This is a genomic window from Rossellomorea sp. DA94 (assembly GCF_029834455.1).
GTDB classification, from domain to species: Bacteria; Bacillota; Bacilli; order Bacillales; family Bacillaceae_B; genus Rossellomorea; species Rossellomorea vietnamensis.
This window is the reverse complement of the sequence record NZ_CP122397.1, coordinates 2,831,779-2,849,770: the sequence shown is the minus strand read 5'-3', so window position 1 is coordinate 2,849,770 and position 17,992 is coordinate 2,831,779. Positions and strand designations below refer to the sequence as shown.

Annotated in this window: 23 protein-coding genes; 19 read left to right on the top strand and 4 right to left on the bottom strand. The window is 44.8% G+C overall.

The features are described from left to right. Positions 1 to 24: 24 nt before the first annotated feature. Entirely contained in the window at positions 25 to 924 is a 900-nt protein-coding gene (locus P8596_RS14895) for a hydroxymethylglutaryl-CoA lyase (protein ID WP_279727011.1), read from the bottom strand. 176 nt (positions 925 to 1,100) lie between these two features. Here P8596_RS14895 and P8596_RS14890 point away from each other — a divergent pair, with 176 nt between their 5' ends. The 5 genes from P8596_RS14890 to P8596_RS14870 all read left to right on the top strand — a co-directional run bounded on the left by P8596_RS14890 (position 1,101) and on the right by P8596_RS14870 (position 4,574). Then, entirely contained in the window at positions 1,101 to 2,288 is a 1,188-nt protein-coding gene (locus tag P8596_RS14890) for an acetyl-CoA C-acetyltransferase (protein WP_224519580.1), read from the top strand. Between the two features lie 35 nt (positions 2,289 to 2,323). Beyond that, complete coding sequence (locus P8596_RS14885) at positions 2,324 to 3,016, top strand: CoA transferase subunit A (protein ID WP_034758170.1); 693 nt, start codon at positions 2,324 to 2,326, stop codon at positions 3,014 to 3,016. Positions 3,017 to 3,034: 18 nt separating this feature from the next. Then, entirely contained in the window at positions 3,035 to 3,697 is a 663-nt protein-coding gene (locus P8596_RS14880) for a CoA transferase subunit B (protein ID WP_279724228.1), read from the top strand. 116 nt (positions 3,698 to 3,813) lie between these two features. Then, the gene (locus tag P8596_RS14875; protein ID WP_261750470.1) at positions 3,814 to 4,044 is read left to right on the top strand and encodes a YqkE family protein; all 231 of its coding nucleotides are present in this window, start codon (positions 3,814 to 3,816) and stop codon (positions 4,042 to 4,044) included. Next, positions 4,023 to 4,574 carry a GrpB family protein gene (locus tag P8596_RS14870; protein ID WP_279724227.1) on the top strand — a complete coding sequence of 184 codons (552 nt, stop codon included), beginning with the start codon at positions 4,023 to 4,025 and terminating at the stop codon, positions 4,572 to 4,574. Before P8596_RS14875 ends, P8596_RS14870 begins: the two co-directional genes overlap by 22 nt. A gap of 23 nt (positions 4,575 to 4,597) precedes the next feature. Here P8596_RS14870 and P8596_RS14865 read toward each other — a convergent pair whose 3' ends face one another. Continuing rightward, positions 4,598 to 5,521: an aldo/keto reductase gene (locus P8596_RS14865; RefSeq protein WP_224519581.1), complete on the bottom strand. Its 924-nt coding sequence runs from the start codon at positions 5,519 to 5,521 to the stop codon at positions 4,598 to 4,600. A gap of 79 nt (positions 5,522 to 5,600) precedes the next feature. Then, positions 5,601 to 5,726: a Z-ring formation inhibitor MciZ gene (mciZ, locus tag P8596_RS14860; RefSeq protein ID WP_034758179.1), complete on the bottom strand. Its 126-nt coding sequence runs from the start codon at positions 5,724 to 5,726 to the stop codon at positions 5,601 to 5,603. Between the two features lie 81 nt (positions 5,727 to 5,807). Here mciZ and P8596_RS14855 point away from each other — a divergent pair, with 81 nt between their 5' ends. Beyond that, on the top strand, positions 5,808 to 6,356 hold the full coding sequence (locus P8596_RS14855) for an NUDIX hydrolase (RefSeq protein WP_279724226.1): 549 nt from the start codon (positions 5,808 to 5,810) through the stop codon (positions 6,354 to 6,356). Positions 6,357 to 6,779: 423 nt separating this feature from the next. On the opposite strand, the gene P8596_RS14850 is transcribed toward P8596_RS14855, so the two are convergent. Beyond that, positions 6,780 to 7,361, bottom strand: coding sequence for a GNAT family N-acetyltransferase (locus tag P8596_RS14850; protein ID WP_279724225.1), 582 nt, complete (start codon positions 7,359 to 7,361; stop codon positions 6,780 to 6,782). A gap of 125 nt (positions 7,362 to 7,486) precedes the next feature. On the opposite strand from P8596_RS14850, the gene spoIIM reads away from it, so the two are divergent. From spoIIM to P8596_RS14785, 13 genes are all read left to right on the top strand, one after another. Next, on the top strand, positions 7,487 to 8,140 hold the full coding sequence (gene spoIIM / locus P8596_RS14845) for a stage II sporulation protein M (protein ID WP_279724224.1): 654 nt from the start codon (positions 7,487 to 7,489) through the stop codon (positions 8,138 to 8,140). 111 nt (positions 8,141 to 8,251) lie between these two features. Then, positions 8,252 to 8,710, top strand: a complete 459-nt coding sequence (fur, locus tag P8596_RS14840; protein WP_034758188.1) for a ferric iron uptake transcriptional regulator — start codon at positions 8,252 to 8,254, stop codon at positions 8,708 to 8,710. Between the two features lie 187 nt (positions 8,711 to 8,897). Continuing rightward, complete coding sequence (locus P8596_RS14835; RefSeq protein ID WP_034758190.1) at positions 8,898 to 9,125, top strand: YqzK family protein; 228 nt, start codon at positions 8,898 to 8,900, stop codon at positions 9,123 to 9,125. A gap of 6 nt (positions 9,126 to 9,131) precedes the next feature. Beyond that, a complete protein-coding gene (xerD, locus tag P8596_RS14830) occupies positions 9,132 to 10,025 on the top strand; it encodes a site-specific tyrosine recombinase XerD (RefSeq protein ID WP_224519584.1) in 894 nt (297 codons plus the stop codon). A 209-nt stretch (positions 10,026 to 10,234) separates the two neighbouring features. Continuing rightward, complete coding sequence (gene deoB, locus P8596_RS14825) at positions 10,235 to 11,419, top strand: phosphopentomutase (protein WP_224519585.1); 1,185 nt, start codon at positions 10,235 to 10,237, stop codon at positions 11,417 to 11,419. A 76-nt stretch (positions 11,420 to 11,495) separates the two neighbouring features. Further along, on the top strand, positions 11,496 to 12,311 hold the full coding sequence (locus P8596_RS14820) for a purine-nucleoside phosphorylase (protein ID WP_224519586.1): 816 nt from the start codon (positions 11,496 to 11,498) through the stop codon (positions 12,309 to 12,311). Between the two features lie 34 nt (positions 12,312 to 12,345). Further along, on the top strand, positions 12,346 to 13,650 hold the full coding sequence (locus tag P8596_RS14815; RefSeq protein WP_279724223.1) for a pyrimidine-nucleoside phosphorylase: 1,305 nt from the start codon (positions 12,346 to 12,348) through the stop codon (positions 13,648 to 13,650). Between the two features lie 218 nt (positions 13,651 to 13,868). After that, positions 13,869 to 15,035 carry a D-alanyl-D-alanine carboxypeptidase family protein gene (locus P8596_RS14810; protein ID WP_224519588.1) on the top strand — a complete coding sequence of 389 codons (1,167 nt, stop codon included), beginning with the start codon at positions 13,869 to 13,871 and terminating at the stop codon, positions 15,033 to 15,035. Positions 15,036 to 15,156: 121 nt separating this feature from the next. Continuing rightward, positions 15,157 to 15,507 carry an anti-sigma F factor antagonist gene (gene spoIIAA, locus P8596_RS14805; protein ID WP_034758203.1) on the top strand — a complete coding sequence of 117 codons (351 nt, stop codon included), beginning with the start codon at positions 15,157 to 15,159 and terminating at the stop codon, positions 15,505 to 15,507. 1 nt (position 15,508) lies between these two features. After that, positions 15,509 to 15,952 carry an anti-sigma F factor gene (gene spoIIAB, locus P8596_RS14800; RefSeq protein WP_034758205.1) on the top strand — a complete coding sequence of 148 codons (444 nt, stop codon included), beginning with the start codon at positions 15,509 to 15,511 and terminating at the stop codon, positions 15,950 to 15,952. A gap of 12 nt (positions 15,953 to 15,964) precedes the next feature. Next, positions 15,965 to 16,729: an RNA polymerase sporulation sigma factor SigF gene (gene sigF, locus P8596_RS14795; protein ID WP_224519589.1), complete on the top strand. Its 765-nt coding sequence runs from the start codon at positions 15,965 to 15,967 to the stop codon at positions 16,727 to 16,729. Between the two features lie 219 nt (positions 16,730 to 16,948). Next, positions 16,949 to 17,569: a stage V sporulation protein AA gene (locus P8596_RS14790; RefSeq protein ID WP_034758209.1), complete on the top strand. Its 621-nt coding sequence runs from the start codon at positions 16,949 to 16,951 to the stop codon at positions 17,567 to 17,569. After that, positions 17,559 to 17,981: a stage V sporulation protein AB gene (locus P8596_RS14785; RefSeq protein WP_034758212.1), complete on the top strand. Its 423-nt coding sequence runs from the start codon at positions 17,559 to 17,561 to the stop codon at positions 17,979 to 17,981. The genes P8596_RS14790 and P8596_RS14785 overlap by 11 nt, the downstream gene beginning before the upstream one ends. Positions 17,982 to 17,992: the final 11 nt, after the last annotated feature.

Sequence of the window (17,992 nt, the reverse complement as noted above, 5' to 3'; positions counted from 1 at the left end):
CTCGAAGGAGAAAGGGCCTATGCATTACTGATTCAATTCATGAAGACGGTAGTAACCGCTTTCAATCGGACGGCTGACATGCGGTTTAACGACTTCGATGGCATGTGCAAGCTTCTCCAGGTCAATCCCGGTGAAGATCCCCATTTCTTCGAGCATATACACAACATCCTCGGTTGCCACATTCCCGGTCGCACCGGGAGCAAAAGGGCAGCCTCCGAGACCGCCGGCACTTGTGTCGAAACGGTCGATCCCTGCTTGAAGGGACGCAAGGATATTCGCGAGGGCCATCTTGCGGGTGTCATGGAAATGTGCTGTCAGTAAGGTATGAGGTAATTCCTGCTTCAATAATGTAAAAAGATGATACGCTTCAGACGGATTGGCACGGCCGATCGTATCGGCGACGCTCAGTTCATCTACACCCAGTGAAACAAATTTCTTACATAGAGCAAGAGTATCCTCCGGTAGGATTTTACCTTCGTATGGACAGTAAAAAGCGGTAGAGATGCAGGCTCTCACGAAATAGCCCTTTTCTTTTAACTCTAAAATAAGCGGCGTCAGGTCTGTAAGAGCTTCATCGGTTGTCTTATTGATGTTTTTTTGATTGAACGTATTGCTCACGCCAACGAATACTGCGACAGACCGGCAGTCTGTTTCATAAACACGTTCCATCCCCTTTTTATTAGGGGCAAGTACCATATCACGGGAGTCCAGTGTCATGCACGAGTTGACAATGTCACTCGCATCCTGCATCTGTGGAACCCATTTCGGAGACACAAACGAAGTCAGTTCCATTTCTTTGATTCCCGATTGCTTCAAACGCAGGATAAATTCTTTTTTAACGTCCGTCGGGACAAAATTCTTCTCATTTTGTAAGCCGTCTCTCGGACCTACTTCGATAATCGTAGCTTTTTTAGGTAAATTCATCATTTCACTCCTCCCTCTCCATTTTAAGAAAATTTCGACATATAAATCAATATAAAAATTTTTTGACAAATTTAGAGGAATTTAACCGCTTACATAGAATGAGTTAAAGTGGAACAGTTTTCAGGAAGTAACGAATTGGCAAGCACATCAGTCAGAAGAGAAAGGGAGGAAGAAAGATGTCGAATGAAGTTGTCATCGTAAGTGCAGTACGTACAGCCATCGGGAGCTTTAACGGATCATTAAAAGGTATTTCCGCTCCGGAACTTGGAGCGATTGTGATTAAAGATGCCCTTGATAAGGCTGGCTTAAGCGGTAGTGATGTGGATGAAGTAATTATGGGGAATGTGTTGCAGGCAGGATTGGGACAGAACCCGGCCCGTCAAGCATCCATTAAAGCGGGACTGCCTGAGCAGGTACCGGCCATGACGATAAATAAAGTATGTGGATCAGGATTAAAAACGGTTCATCTCGCAACGCAGGCAATCCTTGCAGGGGATGCAGATATCATCGTTGCAGGTGGAATGGAAAATATGAGTCAGGCCCCTTATTTACTGCAGGGAGCAAGAGAAGGATATAAAATGGGGGACCAGAAAGTCGTAGACAGCATGATATCAGACGGCTTATGGTGTGCCTTTAATGATTACCATATGGGTGTGACGGCAGAGAATTTATGTGACCGATACTCTCTCTCAAGAGAAGAACAGGACGAATTCGCTGCATGGAGTCAGCAAAAAGCTGCTGCAGCCATTGAATCCGGCCGATTTGATGATGAGATCGTTCCGGTTTCCATCCCGCAGCGAAAAGGGGATCCGCTCGTGTTCAAACAGGATGAGTTCCCACGTAAGGGATCAACGGCGGAGAAGTTATCGGGTCTTCGGGCTGCCTTCAAAAAAGATGGCTCTGTGACAGCCGGTAATGCATCGGGCATCAATGATGGGGCTGCTGCTGTTGTCGTCATGTCCAGGAAGAAAGCAGACGAACTTGGCATCACGCCTCTCGTGACGATCAAAGGGAATGCCAATGCAGGTGTAGATCCGAGTGTCATGGGAATCGGACCGGTTGCCGCTGTTAAAAAAGTATTGGAAAAAACGAAGATGACGATTGAGGATATGGAATTGATTGAAGCCAATGAAGCATTTGCCGCACAATCATTGGCAGTGGATAAAGAGCTTCAATTCAAAAAGGATGCCCTTAATGTAAACGGGGGAGCCATTGCCCTGGGTCACCCGATTGGAGCCAGTGGAACTCGGATCCTTGTGACTCTGATTCATGAGATGAAGAAAAGAGGCGTCCAAAATGGACTTGCTACCCTTTGCATCGGTGGGGGACAGGGAGTAGCGACAGTCGTTGAACTTCATAAATAAGGAATGGGAAAATCCAGATTGGAGGAGGGAATACAATGAAAGAAGTATACACTTCATATGACGAAGCGGTGGCGGATATTCACGATGGAGCAACATTGATGGTTGGAGGATTCGGCCTGTGCGGGATCCCTGAAAAGCTCATTCTTGCCCTTGTGGAAAAAGGAGTGAAAAACCTGACCGTCATTTCAAATAACTGTGGAGTAGACGATTGGGGCTTGGGTTTATTACTGAAAAATAAGCAGATTGATAAGATGATAGGTTCCTATGTCGGGGAAAACAAAGAATTTGAAAGACAGGTCTTATCGGGAGAGCTTGAGGTGGAACTCGTTCCCCAAGGTACGCTTGCGGAGAAAATCCGTGCAGGTGGTGCAGGGATCCCTGCATTCTACACGCCTGCAGGAGTCGGGACACCGGTAGCGGAAGGAAAAGAAACCCGCACATTCAATGGAAAAGAATACTTGTTGGAAGAAGCGTATACGGCAGACTTCTCACTTGTACGGGCGTGGAAGGCCGATAAGATGGGGAATCTGATCTATAACAAGACGGCGCAGAACTTTAATCCGATGATTGCGGCGGCGGGGAAAGTGACGATCGCCGAGGTGGAAGAATTGGTTGAAATCGGGGACATCAACCCGAATGAAGTGCACACACCGAGCATCTACGTGCAACGCCTGATACAGGCCGAGCAGGAAAAGCGGATTGAAAGAAGAACAGTGAGACAAGCATAGAAGGGAGAGTGGAACGGGATGGATCGTGCCAAAATGCGTGAAAGAATCGCAAGAAGAGCGGAAAAGGAAATAGAAGACGGTTTCTATGTCAATTTAGGGATCGGGATGCCTACGCTGGTAGCCAACTACATTACAGAAAACAAACAGGTTGTCCTTCAATCGGAAAATGGATTACTCGGAATAGGACCATATCCGGGTGAAAATGAAGTCGATGCCGACCTCATCAACGCCGGAAAAGAGACCGTTACGGCGATTCCGGGCTCCTCTTACTTTAATAGCTCGGAGTCATTCGGAATGATCCGCGGAGGGCATATCAATATCGCCATCCTTGGAGGAATGGAAGTAGCCGAAAACGGGGATCTTGCCAACTGGATGATCCCGGGGAAAATGATCAAAGGGATGGGTGGAGCGATGGACCTGGTTCACGGAGCCCAGCGCATCATCGTCATCATGGAACATGTCAATAAGGCCGGGGAAAGCAAGATCCTGAAAGAATGCACCCTGCCCCTGACGGGAAAAGGCGTCGTTGACCGCATCATAACGGACCGCGCCGTAATGGATGTAACGGAGGAAGGCTTACTGCTTCGCGAAGTAGCTAACGGCTTCTGTGTGGAGGATATCCAATCATCCACGGATGCAACGTTGATCGTAGGGGATGACGTAGTACTGGAAGCGTATTGATGGAGAGAGCCGGTTAGAAGGGGAGAGTACCTCTTTTGACCGGCTTTTTTTGAGCCTGCCTTTTGACTAAAGAGAAAAAAAGATTTATAACTATGACAGATAGGGGGAATCAGAACATGTCCAAGAAAAAGAAACAGGAAGCCGAATTGACGTTAAAAAATTCCATCAACGGGGACATCTTCGAACAACTGAAGCAGAAGAAGGCAGAGCTTGAAAAAGTAGAGTCTGTGAAGAAGGAAGAAGAGCGCCTCCGGAAAATGGAAGAGAAAAAACAGCGTGAAAAGAATAAAAGTTTCGAAGAGCTGTTGAATGAAAGTAATATGAATTGGAAGAACTACAAGGATTGATGAGGGAAGTAAGAGTGGTGCCTCATCAAGCAGACTGGCAGGAGAAATTTGAAAATGAAAAACGCAGTCTGAATAAGCTCCTTCCTGACGCAACCATCTATCATATCGGTTCAACCTCCGTACCGGGTTTGGCTGCTAAGCCGATCATAGACATAATGATAGAAGTACCGAGCTTAGAGAGCGTTGATGAACGTAGAGAACAATTCAGGCAACTGGATTTTGTCGGAAAAGGTGAGAATGGCATCCCGAACCGCCGCTACTTCTATAAAGGAGAAGGGAATGAGAGAGCCGTACATCTTCATATTTTCCCTTATGGCATCGATCATGTAGTAAGGCACTTGGCGTTTCGTGATTATTTGAGGGAATTTGAAAAGGAAGCCAAACGATACGGTGACTTGAAATCAATGCTTGCAAAGAAGTTTCCGCATGATATGGATGGCTACATTCAAGGGAAGGATCAATTTGTGAAGGACCTTGAGGAAAAGGCGTTAAGCTGGTATGAAAAAAATAAGCGGGCAGGGAACCAATAAACCCTGACCCGCTTATTTTTTTCTCAGTCCCTATGTTGCTCATATCGTGACAATTTGGTTAACTGTTTTAGCATGTCAAGCTCTTCGGAAGATAAAGGTTCCGCATTCACTGCGTCGATATTCTCCTGAAGCTGTTGAACGGAGCTGGCGCCCGGGATGACAGCACCAACCGACTCATGAGCGAGAATATATTGAAGAGCAAGTTCGTTCATTGAACGGTTGTCCCCCATTTTCTCATGGATGGACTTCAGTGTTTCTTCAAGTTCTTGATAAGAGTAGTCCAGATACCCATCTTCCTTCATTTTCGCAGAAGCTTTAGACAGCATCTTTTCGGAAAGAAGTCCCTTTGCCAAAGGTCCCCGGGCCACGATGCTCACTTTATTTTCATCGAGCAGATCCATCCATTCTTCCGGGCGGCGATCCAGTAAGCTGTACTGCATCATGACGCTATCAATGGAAGAAGAACTCAGAAATCGCTTGATGACATTCGGACGGATGGAAGAGATGCCGTAATAGCGGATCAACCCTTCTTTCTTCAATTCTTCAAATGCCTCGATCGTTTCTTCAAAATCATCTTCGATGGTCCCTCCGTGAAGCTGGTAAAGATCGATATAGTCCACTTTCAAGCGCGATAAACTGTCCTTCACGGCAGACTTGATATAGGATTTGGAAGGGTCCCAGCGCCAACCATCCTCGACATCATTCCAGCGATTTCCACCTTTTGTAGCGAGGATGATATCGTCCCGGACATCACGAATGGCGTTGCCGACGATTTCTTCATTCTGGCCAAAGTCATATAAATCAGCCGTATCAAGATAATTGATTCCATTTTCTAAAGCGTGCTGCACAATTTCCTTCGCAGAACTCTCTTCGGTTCCAAGGGACATACAACCGAGCCCCATTTTTGATACATGTAAATCGGAATGACCTATTTGTCTTTTTTCCATGGTATCCGTCCTTTCAACATTAGCACTCTCTATTATATTAACGAAAGTGGGGACGAATAAACAAAGAAAACGGCTGCCTTCAACGATTGGCTTCGATCCATTCCTTGACAGTAACGTAGGTTTGATTATATTCCTTCAACTTAGCCTTGATTTCCCATGCTTTCCCTACCAGGATGATCCGGTCCTTTTCAGCAATCACCTTCAAGGGTTTTCACCTCGATCCTCGAATAGGATATGGTAAAATGTATGAGGACAAGGTCGATGACAGAACAAGGAGAGTTGAACGATGAAAAAATTCGAAGAAAAGACGATCACAACAGAAACGATCTATCAAGGGAAAATCATTGATCTTCAAGTGGATGAAGTCGAGCTTCCAAACGGCAAGACATCCAAGCGGGAACTGATCAAGCACCCTGGAGCCGTAGCGGTCATCGCATTGACACCGGAAGGGAAAATAGTGATGGTGGAGCAGTACCGTAAAGCGTTGGAGAAATCCATCATCGAAATACCTGCCGGAAAGCTCGAGCCGGGTGAAGAGCCGGATAAAACGGCCCTGCGGGAATTGGAAGAAGAAACAGGATACGGGTGTGAGAATCTGGAGCATCTGATCTCGTTTTACACTTCACCTGGATTTGCGGATGAGCTGGTTCATTTGTATATCGCTCACGATATCCATCCCATCCTGGAGTCGAAAGCAACGGATGAAGATGAATTTGTCGAGTTGCTTGAAGTGACAGTAGAAGAGGCACTGCAACTTATTAAAGAACAGCGGATATATGATGCGAAAACGGCTTATGCGGTTCAATATCTGCAACTGCAGAAGTTGGGGAAATAAAAGATGATGTGAAGAAAGCTGGACTCCCGTTGAGAGGGGGTCCAGCTTTTGTTGGAAATTATTGGTGAAATACGCAAATAATGAATAAATGACGCAAAAAAATGGACTTTGACGCAATAAATAAAAAAATGACGCAATTACCCTCAATTTTGACGCAATTATCCCCATAGGGTGCAAACGGACCTTCAAATTACTTTCCTCAAAGCCACAATCCACCCAGAAAAGTATTTTTCATCTAAAAGATTCATATTCTTAGTTGAAAAAGGGCTTAAAGCTACTATTTTTTTCTCTAAAAGAGGGAAGGATGATCTGATTTAATTAGTACTAGTCTTCAAAATGATGGTTTATATATTCAGAAACAGGTACACCTCTGCAAAGGTACAAATGAGACCCAAAAGAGGCTGACCCTACTACATACAGGAATCAACTTTTAATTAGGTCCCCCGGAATCAGAGAATAAACACATGTATCACGTGCATCCGTCCCATTTTCATCAAGATGATCATTCCTTAAAATCCCTTCAAGCTTGAATCCCAGTCTCTCAGGCACCCTCCGAGAGGCAGTGTTCCTCTCATCACAGCGGATTTCCACACGCTGACAGGAAAGGTCGTGTAGGGCGAAATGGGTCAACGCCTTCACGGCTTCCACCATATAGCCTTTTTTTGTGTGCCGTGAGTTGAGCCAATACCCGATTTCCACTTTAGGTACATCCCAATCAATGCGGTGAAGTCCCGTGGATCCGATGAATTCATCCGTTTCTTTCAGATAGATATGTAGTCGGATATCGGTCTTCTTAATGAAATCTGCAAAGGATTCCCGGACGCCTGCCTCCACCTCCTCAAGGGTCTGTTCTTTCCGGGCGAAGGGGAGCCATGGTTTTAACTCACTCCGTGAATCTGCAATGGCACGAAACACGTCTGACCCGTCACCAGGCATGCATGGCCGAATATAAAGGCGTGGAGTTTCAATACGATCGGGAAATTCGATTAAGCTTACCTTGGTCATATGATATTCCTCCCACTCAGGTTTCTATGATTATACGTTTATCCCTATGGAAGTTCAATAGAGTAGAATAAACCTCTTCCGCCTTACATATAGATTAGTAACCGATATCTAGGAGGAGCACTGTGATGCGTAAAAAAATATCAAATTCAAATCCACTCGTTCAACATGTACAAGCACATTCCTCAATCTATTTATTTATCATTACATTGTTTTTAATGGGGATCATTTTTGGTGCGATTGTCGTGAATTCATTATCCTTTGCCCAAAAGGAAGACCTTTATTTCTATTTAAGTAAGTTCTTCAGTGAGATGGAGGATGGAAGCATGACATCAGCGGAAGAACTCTTCCGTCAGAGTTTCCTCCATAATGTGAAGTATCTCGGGTTGATGTGGCTACTCGGGATCTCGATCATCGGGCTGCCCCTCATCTTCGTCCTATTATTCATGAAGGGTGTCGTCGTTGGCTTTTCTGTCGGGTTTCTAGTCAATCAAATGGGCTGGAGCGGATTTTTATTGTCTTTTGTGAGCGTCCTGCCACAAAATATCATCATCATTCCGGCATTTATTTTCATAGGTGCGATCAGCGCGAACTTCTCCCTGACGTTGATCCGGAAGATCTTTATGAGGCAGTCGTCGTCCATGCAGTTCCAGATGATCCCGTTCCTGTCCAAATACGTCATCTTCATGGTGGTGGCCATCGGAATCGTCACCGTTGCCGCAAGTATTGAAGCCTATCTTTCACCTACTTTAATGGAAGCGGTCATAGGGAAAATAAAATAAAATGATTCTTATATAAGAATCATTTTATTTGTTTGATTATAATTATTTTATTTTGCTTATTCCTCCCTTTTTGATATAATAGTAAAGACATTGACGAGGGAGGAGAGGACTATGGAAAGCCGCATTGAACGAATAAAAAAACAGCTTCATTCTGCCAGCTACAAGCTTACGCCACAGCGCGAAGCTACGGTCCGCGTGTTATTGGAACATGAAGAAGATCACCTCAGCGCCGAAGATGTATACCTCCTCGTTAAGGAAAAATCTCCGGAAATTGGACTGGCGACCGTATATCGTACATTGGAATTGCTGTCTGAACTGAAAATTGTAGATAAAATCAATTTTGGCGATGGTGTATCGCGTTATGACCTCAGGCAAGAAGGGGCAGCCCACTTCCATCACCATTTAGTATGTATTGAATGTGGAGCTGTCGATGAAATTCAAGATGATCTTTTAGAAGACGTGGAAACGATTGTCGAACGAGACTGGAAATTTAAAATAAAAGACCACCGCCTCACCTTTCATGGCATTTGTTCCAGATGTCAGGATAAAGAAGAAGATCCAGAAGAATAAGATGATGCCGAAAAGCCTTAAAGACCCCTGTGTTGTTTCTAGAATCGGAAACATCCCATACATACTCTTTAAGGCTTTTTTCATACTCTCCCGGAATTTTTCACAGTATCTCACTCCATAAGGTATAAAACGGTTCAAAATCGTCATAGCTTGTATTAATAAGCAAGCGAATATGGAGGACGACAGGATGATAAAAGGGGTTCAATTGGTATGGCAGACCATTAAGGTGTTTATTTTATTTACGGGTTCAACGATTTTATTTTACTATGGTATCATGTGGATAAGCGAAGAATACGAAGGTTACCACAAATATGATGAGCCAGAGGGAGCAGCGGTGAAGGTTTATTCTTCCGTGACAGAGGAAGAAAGCCATTGGTATGACCGATTATTATTTTTTTATATGAACGGGGAGTAATGCAGTGTGGAAGACCATATTCAAGATTTCATGCACTTTTTAATAGTAGAAAAAGGGCTTGCAAAGAATACGATCGAGTCCTATCAACGTGATTTAAAGAATTATGCCTTATACTTATCGAAGGTTGAAGAAGTGGCGGAATTAAACGCCGTTTCAAGGGTCAATATCCTTCAATTTCTCGGACATTTAAAAAACCAGGGGAAATCTTCAAAGACCGTTGCCCGTCATGTGGCGTCGATTCGTTCCTTTCATCAGTTCCTCTTAAGGGAAAAGGCGACGGACCAAGACCCGACTGTGCACATCGAAACACCAAAGACTGAAAGGACACTCCCAAGGATCTTGAGCATCGCTGAAGTGGAGGCTTTACTTGAAGCCCCTGAAGAATCGACACCCTTAGGGATGAGGGACAAGGCGATGCTTGAACTCCTTTATGCGACGGGGATACGGGTAAGCGAGCTCATCCAGCTTCAATTGGAAGACGTCCATTTGACCATGGGATTTGTCCGGTGCATCGGAAAAGGGAACAAAGAGCGGATCATCCCGATCGGGCAGACGGCCATGGATGTCCTCGAGAACTATTTAGGGGATGCACGGTTGAAATTACGGAGCAAGAAGCATCGTGATGATCATTTATTTCTCAATCACCATGGGAAAGGGCTGACAAGGCAGGGCTTCTGGAAGAATTTAAAGGCCCTTGCGAAGAAAGCCAATATTGAGAAGGATTTGACGCCTCATACGCTTCGCCACTCATTTGCCACTCATTTGTTGGAGAATGGGGCGGATCTCAGGGCGGTTCAGGAAATGCTGGGTCATGCAGACATTTCCACGACCCAAATCTATACACATGTGACGAAAACCCGCTTAAAGGATGTCTATTCGCAATTCCATCCCAGAGCTTAAAAGAATGAAGGGGGATTCCTTAAAGAAATTACGATTCTTTAAGGGATCTCTCTTGTTTTTTTTGAGAGGGAAAAGTAGAATATAGATGTCAGACTTCTGACGTTAAATCCTGTCGATTGCTTCAAAGCAGATAAGGGTATGATACGTTTGAAGGTCGAAAATGTAACCGCTTTTTTAAAAATGGATTACTATATAGGAGGTTTACGATAATGAGCAACTATACATACAAACGGGTTCACTTGATCGTAATGGATTCGGTCGGTATCGGCGAAGCGCCTGATGCAGAACTGTTCAACGATAAGGGATCTGATACGCTCGGTCACATTGCTGAACACATGGATGGACTGAATATGCCGAATATCGGGAAGCTTGGCCTTTCCAATATTAAAGAAGTGAAGGGTATCGAGAAGGCCGGCAAACCTCTTGCATACTACACAAAAATGCAGGAAGCGTCAGTCGGGAAAGACACGATGACGGGGCATTGGGAAATCATGGGCCTGAATATCGATAAGCCGTTCAAGACGTATCCGGATGGATTTCCAGAAAAATTGATCCAGAGACTGGAAGCGGAAACAGGCAGGACGATCATTGGAAACAAGCCTGCCAGTGGCACTGAAATCATTGAAGAATTAGGAAAAGAGCATATGGAAACAGGGGCACTCATTGTGTATACATCTGCAGACCCCGTTCTTCAAATCGCAGCTCATGAAGACATCATCCCGATTGAAGAACAGTACAAAATCTGTGAAATTGCCCGTGAAATCACGAAAGAAGAGGAATACCTCGTCGGACGTGTCATCGCCCGTCCGTTCGTAGGGGAGCCGGGAGCGTTTAAGCGCACATCCAATCGCCATGACTATGCATTAAAGCCATTTGACCGTACAGTCATGAATGAATTGAAGGACTCCGGCTTTGATGTGATCGCCATTGGGAAAATATCAGATATTTATAATGGTGAAGGGGTGACCGAATCCATTCGCACGAAGCATAACATGCACGGAATGGATGGACTCGTCGAATCATTCGACAAAGACTTCACAGGCTTAAGCTTCCTGAATCTGGTTGACTTCGACGCGTTATATGGACATCGACGCGATCCAGAAGGATATGGAAAGGCGCTGGAAGAATTTGATGCGCGCCTCCCTGAAGTATTCGAGAAAATGACCGAAGATGATCTTCTGATCATTACAGCTGATCACGGGAACGACCCCACTGCTCCAGGAACAGATCATACGAGGGAGTATGTCCCACTTCTTGTATATTCAAAGCGTTTTGATGGAGGGAAAGAACTTCCTATCTCTGAAACATTCGCAGATATCGGGGCAACAGTAGCAGATAACTTCAATGTGAACATGCCAAAGTTCGGCCAAAGCTTCTTGACGAAATTAAAATAAAAAATATGAGTGGGAGTGGGGTGAAGCCAAACGAAAGGCTCATTTCCTCCTCTTTACGTTGAAAAGGAGTAATAAGATGAATTACGAAAACATCCAAAATGCAGCAAGTCATTTGAAAAATCAATATACAGGACAGCCTAAGGTCGGATTGATCCTTGGATCGGGGCTTGGTGTACTGGCAGATGAAATCCAAAACTCAGTGAAGATCCCGTATAAGGAGATTCCTGATTTCCCTGTTTCAACCGTGGCAGGTCATGCGGGACAGCTTGTGTTCGGACAATTGGCCGGACAGGAAGTTGTCGCCATGCAAGGGCGTTTCCATTACTATGAAGGGTATGGTTTCGATAAAGTGACATTTCCTGTACGCGTCATGAAAGAGTTGGGCGTGGAAGTGCTGATTGTGACAAATGCTGCCGGCGGCGTGAACGAAAGCTTCCAGGCGGGGGATTTAATGCTGATTTCCGATCATATCAATAATATGGGAGGCAATCCACTCATCGGAGCGAATGATTCCCGCTTAGGGCCGAGATTCCCGGATATGTCAGAAGCATACTGTAAAGAACTGCGTCAAAAAGCGAAAGAAATCGCCGGGGAATTATCCATCGAAGTGCAGGAAGGGGTCTATGTCGGAAATACCGGCCCTACTTATGAAACGCCTGCTGAAGTTCGACTTGCCCGTACCCTGGGTGGAGATGCAGTCGGAATGTCAACGGTACCTGAAGTCATCGTGGCCCGTCATGCAGGAATCAAGGTACTGGGAATTTCATGCATTTCAAATATGGCTGCCGGGATTCTGGATCAGCCCCTTTCCCATGATGAAGTCATGGAAACGACGGAGATGGTACGTGCCAATTTCCTTTCATATGTAAAAGAGATCGTGAAATCATTATAAACGCTGATTAATACTAGAAGAGTGGGTGAAGGCAATGAGAATGGTTGACTTAATAGAGAAGAAGCGTGAAGGAAAAGAATTATCTACGGAAGAAATCAAATTCATCGTAGAGGGATATACAGACGGAAGCATCCCTGATTATCAGGTGAGCGCCCTGACGATGGCGATTTTCTTCAAAGATATGAGCGATAGAGAACGAGCAGACTTGACGATGGCCATGGTGGAATCAGGCGATCAGATTGATTTGTCCGCCATCGAAGGAATCAAAGTGGATAAGCACTCTACAGGAGGAGTCGGTGATACAACAACGCTTGTTCTTGGACCGCTTGTGGCATCAGTCGGTGTCCCTGTAGCGAAGATGAGTGGAAGGGGTCTTGGTCATACCGGGGGAACCATCGATAAGCTTGAATCCGTAGAAGGATTCCATGTGGAAATCGAAAACGAGGAGTTCATCCGCCTGGTGAACAAGAATAAACTTGCCGTCATCGGCCAAAGCGGTAACTTGACACCTGCTGATAAAAAGTTGTATTCCCTTCGTGATGTGACGGCTACGGTCAATAGTATCCCACTGATTGCAAGCTCGATCATGAGTAAAAAGATCGCAGCGGGTGCCGATGCCATCGTACTTGATGTGAAAACCGGTGCCGGTGCCTTCATGAAGACGCTGGACGATTCTAAGAACTTAGCCAAAGCCATGGTGAACATCGGGAATAACGTCGGACGAAAGACGATGGCCGTCATTTCCGACATGAGTCAGCCCCTTGGTTATGCCATCGGGAATGCCCTGGAAGTGAAGGAAGCAATCGATACGCTAAAAGGGGAAGGGCCTGAGGACTTAACGGAACTTTGCCTGACACTTGGAAGCCATATGGTATTCTTAGCAGAGAAAGCTTCAACGTTGGAAGAAGCAAGAGCATTATTACAAAGAGCGATTGAAGACGGTTCAGCTCTTGAGAATTTCAAGGTATTCCTTGAATCACAAGGTGGAGATCCATCTGTTGTGGATGACCCAGCCAAACTTCCTCAAGCAAAGTACAAGATCGAGCTTGAAGCGAAACAGGATGGCCATGTGTCTGAAATCGTGGCCGATGCAGTCGGAACGGCTGCCATGTGGCTTGGAGCAGGCCGTGCAACGAAAGATTCTGTGATCGACTTAGCCGTCGGTCTTGAACTTCGCAAGAAAATTGGTGATGAGGTCAAAGCGGGAGATTCCCTTGCCACCATTTACAGCAATGAAGAAAACATCGACAATGTGAAAGAGAAGCTATATGAGAGCATTAAAGTGACAACTGAACATGTGGATGCACCCACGTTGATTCATACTGAAATCACTGGTTGATCATCCATTTGAACGAAGCCTTTGCCGAAGGAATTAATTTCTCTTCGGCAGGGGCTTTTTTTGTGTGAAAACAGATTTTTGATTTCATTTCAATGAGCGAACGGCGCAATAAGTTTTGAATGACTTTTTACCAATGTTTGTATAAAAATGATGAGGATGGAAAAAATGGATCTATGAGTATTGAAATAATAACGAGATTTTGATTGGAGGACAGTTGGATGAAACGTTTTGCGTATATAGTGGTGACATTTGTTTTAACAGCTTTTCTATTTCCTTCCATAGGATTTGCCCAGGAGAAGAAATCGGAGCTCGCCGACGTGGCGAAATCAGCCATTTTAATCGAGCGTGATACTGGGGCGGTGCTTTATGAGAAAAATAGCCATGAAAAGCTGGCACCTGCGTCCATGACCAAAATCATGACCATGACTCTGATCATGGAAGCCCTCGAAAAAGGTCAAATCAAGTGGGATGATAAAGTGCGTGCAAGTGAATATGCTGCCTCGATGGGCGGATCACAGATTTTCCTGGAGCCGGGTGAAAGCATGTCTGTAGAAGAAATGCTGAAGGGAATTGCCATTGGGTCCGCCAATGACGCCTCAGTCGCGATGGCGGAGCATATTGCAGGAAGTGAAGAAGCATTCGTTGAGAAAATGAACAACAAGGTGAAAGAGCTTGGGTTGAAAGACACTCATTTCAAGAACCCTACAGGTCTACCTTCGAAGGATCATTACAGTTCGGCACATGACATGTCCATGATGGCCAAGGAACTTCTTAAATACGACGGAATCACAAAGTTCACGGGCAGCTATGAATCTTACCTTCGTGAAGGATCGGATAAAAAATTCTGGCTCGTGAATACGAATAAATTGGTCCGCTTCTATGACGGAGTGGATGGTTTGAAAACAGGCTTCACGAATGAGGCGAAATATTGCCTGACGGCTACGGCAAAGAAAGACAATATGAGAGTGATTGCGGTCGTGTTCGGTGCCCCAACACCAAAGGAACGGAACAACGAAGTCAGTAAAATGCTCGATTATGCCTTTAATCAGTATTCGACCAAACCTCTCTTCAAAAAAGGAGATTCCCTGGCTAAGGTGAAAGTTTCAAAAGGGAAGGAGAATAAAGTGGATGCCGTAACGGATGAGCCCATTTCCCTCCTTACCCAAAAAGGTGAAAAGTTAGATGAAATCCAGCAGAAGATCACATTATCGAAAGACTTGAAAGCTCCGATTAAAAAAGGAGACAAAGTCGGGACGCTCGTGGTGATGAATAAAGGGAAAAAAGTAGTGGAAAGCACTCTCGTTGCCAAGAAAAATGTAAACGATGCAAGCTGGTGGGAATTATATAAAAAATCCTTTGGACTTTTTACAAAGGTAGGAAAGTAATGAGCCTCGGAAAATAACCTCTAATTATGACGAATTCCTTCTAGTTTTGTCATGGAGAAGGAATTTACTAAAAGAATAGCGAAATGACTCACTATACGACAGAGAAGGAGGCTTTCTGATAGTGAGTCTTGCTATTAACTTAGAAGTCAAAAAAGATGTACTGTGTGTCCGTTTAAGTGGTGAGTTGGATCATCACACTGCCGATGAACTCAGGGAAAAAGCTTCAAGCCTGATCGAAAGTGAGAATGTAAAGCATATCATTTTGAATTTAGAGGAATTAAGCTTTATGGATAGTTCTGGATTAGGTGTCATTTTGGGTCGTTACAAGCAGATCAAGCAAAAGCATGGAGAAATGGTGGTATGTGCGATTTCCCCTTCTGTAAACCGATTATTTGAAATGTCAGGATTGTTTAAGATCATTCGTCTTGAGCCGTCTGAAGAAAATGCATTACAAAGATTGGGGGTCGCATAATATGAGAAATGAAATGAACATTCAATTTAGTTCCTTAAGCCAAAATGAATCCTTTGCCCGCGTGACTGTGGCGTCATTTATTGCCCAACTCGATCCGACCATGGATGAGTTGACTGAAATCAAGACCGTCGTCTCGGAAGCCGTGACCAATGCCATCATTCACGGTTATGATAACAGGCCCAATGGGACGGTTTATATTTCCGTGATCATGGAAGAGGATGGGTTCATTGATATGACCATCCGCGATGAAGGAATCGGGATTGGAGATGTAGAAGAAGCCCGTCAACCACTCTTCACCTCCAAGCCGGAGCTTGAGCGTTCCGGTATGGGATTTACGATCATGGAGAATTTCATGGATGAAATAGAAGTGTCATCACACCCAGGTACAGGCACCACGGTAAGGCTGAAGAAGCACTTGACCAATAGTAAAGCGCTATGCAATTAAGGAGTCGTGCCCATGGATGTCGAAGTGAAAAATGAAAAGGAACAGACCTTTTTGAAGGATCATGAGGTGAAAGAGCTGATCAAGCAAAGTCAGGATGGCGACCAAAGCGCAAGGGACTTGATCGTCCAGAAGAATATGCGTCTGGTATGGTCCGTTGTGCAACGCTTCCTCAATCGCGGTTATGAGCCGGATGACCTCTTTCAAATAGGCAGTATCGGGTTGCTGAAATCAGTGGATAAGTTTGATTTAAGCTACGATGTCAAGTTTTCGACGTATGCGGTTCCGATGATTATCGGAGAGATCCAGCGTTTCATTCGGGATGATGGGACAGTGAAGGTGAGTCGTTCCCTGAAGGAAATGGGGAATAAAATCAGGAAAGCGAAGGATGAGCTCTCCAAGAAATTCGGCAGGGTCCCGACCGTCAGCGAGCTTGCCGACCATCTTGAGTATTCCGTTGAAGAGGTGATCATGGCCCAGGAAGCGAGTCGTGCCCCTTCTTCGATTCATGAAACGGTTTATGAAAATGATGGTGATCCCATCACGCTTTTGGATCAGATTGCCGATAATACGGATAATAAGTGGTTTGATAAGATTGCCCTGAAAGAAGCCATCCGGGAATTGGATGATCGGGAGCGGCTGATCGTGTATTTAAGGTATTACAAAGATCAGACCCAATCGGAAGTAGCGGATCGGCTGGGGATCTCCCAAGTGCAGGTATCAAGACTTGAGAAGAAGATTTTACAAACGATGAAAGAACATATGCATTCAGAACCTTAGGCAACATAACCTTGTGGATTCCATTTACTGAATCCACAAGGTTATTTTTTTGCTTGAAATTGTTTCCATAAACCTTCCCTCCAGACCTTCCCATCACTTCCATCCCGACGTTTCGTTCACCCATTTGTCCCATCGTCCCCGAGGATATTACATAAATAAATCACGTTAATCCATACTATTGGTACGAAGGGAAAATCATGTTTTCAGGAAGTGAACTGCATGGAAGGTATTTTGTATATACGCTTACGCCATCGAGTGCAGGTAAGGGAAGAGAGCATGGTCAAGCTTTCTCAGCTGGCGCAAATCATAGCATCTGAAACGATTGTGGAAGATATAAAGGAAATCCCGATTCATCAGGTGACCCCTTCAGATAAGAATATTGTCGTAGTCGATGTCATGAAGGTCATCAGTGAGGTATGCAAAGTATACCCGGACCTGGATATTCAAACGATCGGGCCTACTCAAAGCATCATTGAAGTGATCTATGAGAAAAAGAAAGTCTCTCTCCCTTTATTCATTGGCGTTTGGTTACTATTATTCATCGGTGCGGCCCTGGCTATAATGAATTTCCATGAAGACGTAAGTATGAGAGAAGTTCATCAAAGGCTGTATCATTTTGTGACGGGAGGGGTGGATCCCCACCCATTATTATTCCAGGTTCCTTATTCGTTTGGTTTAGGTCTTGGAATGATTTTGTTTTTCAATCATGTGTTTCGAAAAAGACTCAATGAAGAGCCGAGCCCTCTTGAAGTTGAAATGTTTAACTACCAGCAGGATTTAGATCAATACGTGATTATGCACGAAAATAAAGAAAGTCAGAAGAAACTGGATGACCATTAATGTATTGATCACCGTATTTATCGGATTTGCCGGGGGGCTGGCTGTAGGCTCGGGATTCGTTGCATTTTTAACCGTTTTGGGTATCATCCCCCGGTTAACTCAATTGACTAAAACAATGAAAATGATTCATTACTATGAGATGGCCGTCATTACCGGGGCGCTTGCAGGAGGATTCATCAGCCTGAATGACTATACTCTCCATTTCTCTCCTTTGGTCCTTATCCCCCTCGGTCTCATGAGCGGAGTGTTCATCGGACTGTTGGCTGCTGCCTTGACAGAAGTATTGAATGTGTTTCCCATCCTGGCCAAACGAATCGGGATTGATGGACAGATTGTGATACTGATCATGGCAATCGTATTCGGGAAGATTTTCGGTTCTCTATTTCATTGGCTTTACTTGGTTCATCAATAATTTGCAAGAGG

Bases quoted from the DNA above. Each gene is read 5' to 3' on its own strand.
- spoIIAB (WP_034758205.1), top strand. From the start codon at position 15,509: ATGAGAAATGAAATGAACATTCAATTTAGTTCCTTAAGCCAAAATGAA.
- P8596_RS14895 (WP_279727011.1), bottom strand. From the start codon at position 924: ATGAATTTACCTAAAAAAGCTACGATTATCGAAGTAGGTCCGAGAGAC.
- P8596_RS14810 (WP_224519588.1), top strand. From the start codon at position 13,869: ATGAAACGTTTTGCGTATATAGTGGTGACATTTGTTTTAACAGCTTTT.
- P8596_RS14835 (WP_034758190.1), top strand. From the start codon at position 8,898: ATGATAAAAGGGGTTCAATTGGTATGGCAGACCATTAAGGTGTTTATT.
- fur (WP_034758188.1), top strand. From the start codon at position 8,252: ATGGAAAGCCGCATTGAACGAATAAAAAAACAGCTTCATTCTGCCAGC.
- P8596_RS14880 (WP_279724228.1), top strand. From the start codon at position 3,035: ATGGATCGTGCCAAAATGCGTGAAAGAATCGCAAGAAGAGCGGAAAAG.
- P8596_RS14865 (WP_224519581.1), bottom strand. From the start codon at position 5,521: ATGGAAAAAAGACAAATAGGTCATTCCGATTTACATGTATCAAAAATG.
- sigF (WP_224519589.1), top strand. From the start codon at position 15,965: ATGGATGTCGAAGTGAAAAATGAAAAGGAACAGACCTTTTTGAAGGAT.
- P8596_RS14785 (WP_034758212.1), top strand. From the start codon at position 17,559: ATGACCATTAATGTATTGATCACCGTATTTATCGGATTTGCCGGGGGG.
- P8596_RS14850 (WP_279724225.1), bottom strand. From the start codon at position 7,361: ATGACCAAGGTAAGCTTAATCGAATTTCCCGATCGTATTGAAACTCCA.
- spoIIM (WP_279724224.1), top strand. From the start codon at position 7,487: ATGCGTAAAAAAATATCAAATTCAAATCCACTCGTTCAACATGTACAA.
- P8596_RS14890 (WP_224519580.1), top strand. From the start codon at position 1,101: ATGTCGAATGAAGTTGTCATCGTAAGTGCAGTACGTACAGCCATCGGG.
- deoB (WP_224519585.1), top strand. From the start codon at position 10,235: ATGAGCAACTATACATACAAACGGGTTCACTTGATCGTAATGGATTCG.
- P8596_RS14875 (WP_261750470.1), top strand. From the start codon at position 3,814: ATGTCCAAGAAAAAGAAACAGGAAGCCGAATTGACGTTAAAAAATTCC.
- P8596_RS14820 (WP_224519586.1), top strand. From the start codon at position 11,496: ATGAATTACGAAAACATCCAAAATGCAGCAAGTCATTTGAAAAATCAA.
- P8596_RS14885 (WP_034758170.1), top strand. From the start codon at position 2,324: ATGAAAGAAGTATACACTTCATATGACGAAGCGGTGGCGGATATTCAC.
- P8596_RS14790 (WP_034758209.1), top strand. From the start codon at position 16,949: ATGGAAGGTATTTTGTATATACGCTTACGCCATCGAGTGCAGGTAAGG.
- P8596_RS14815 (WP_279724223.1), top strand. From the start codon at position 12,346: ATGAGAATGGTTGACTTAATAGAGAAGAAGCGTGAAGGAAAAGAATTA.
- P8596_RS14855 (WP_279724226.1), top strand. From the start codon at position 5,808: ATGAAAAAATTCGAAGAAAAGACGATCACAACAGAAACGATCTATCAA.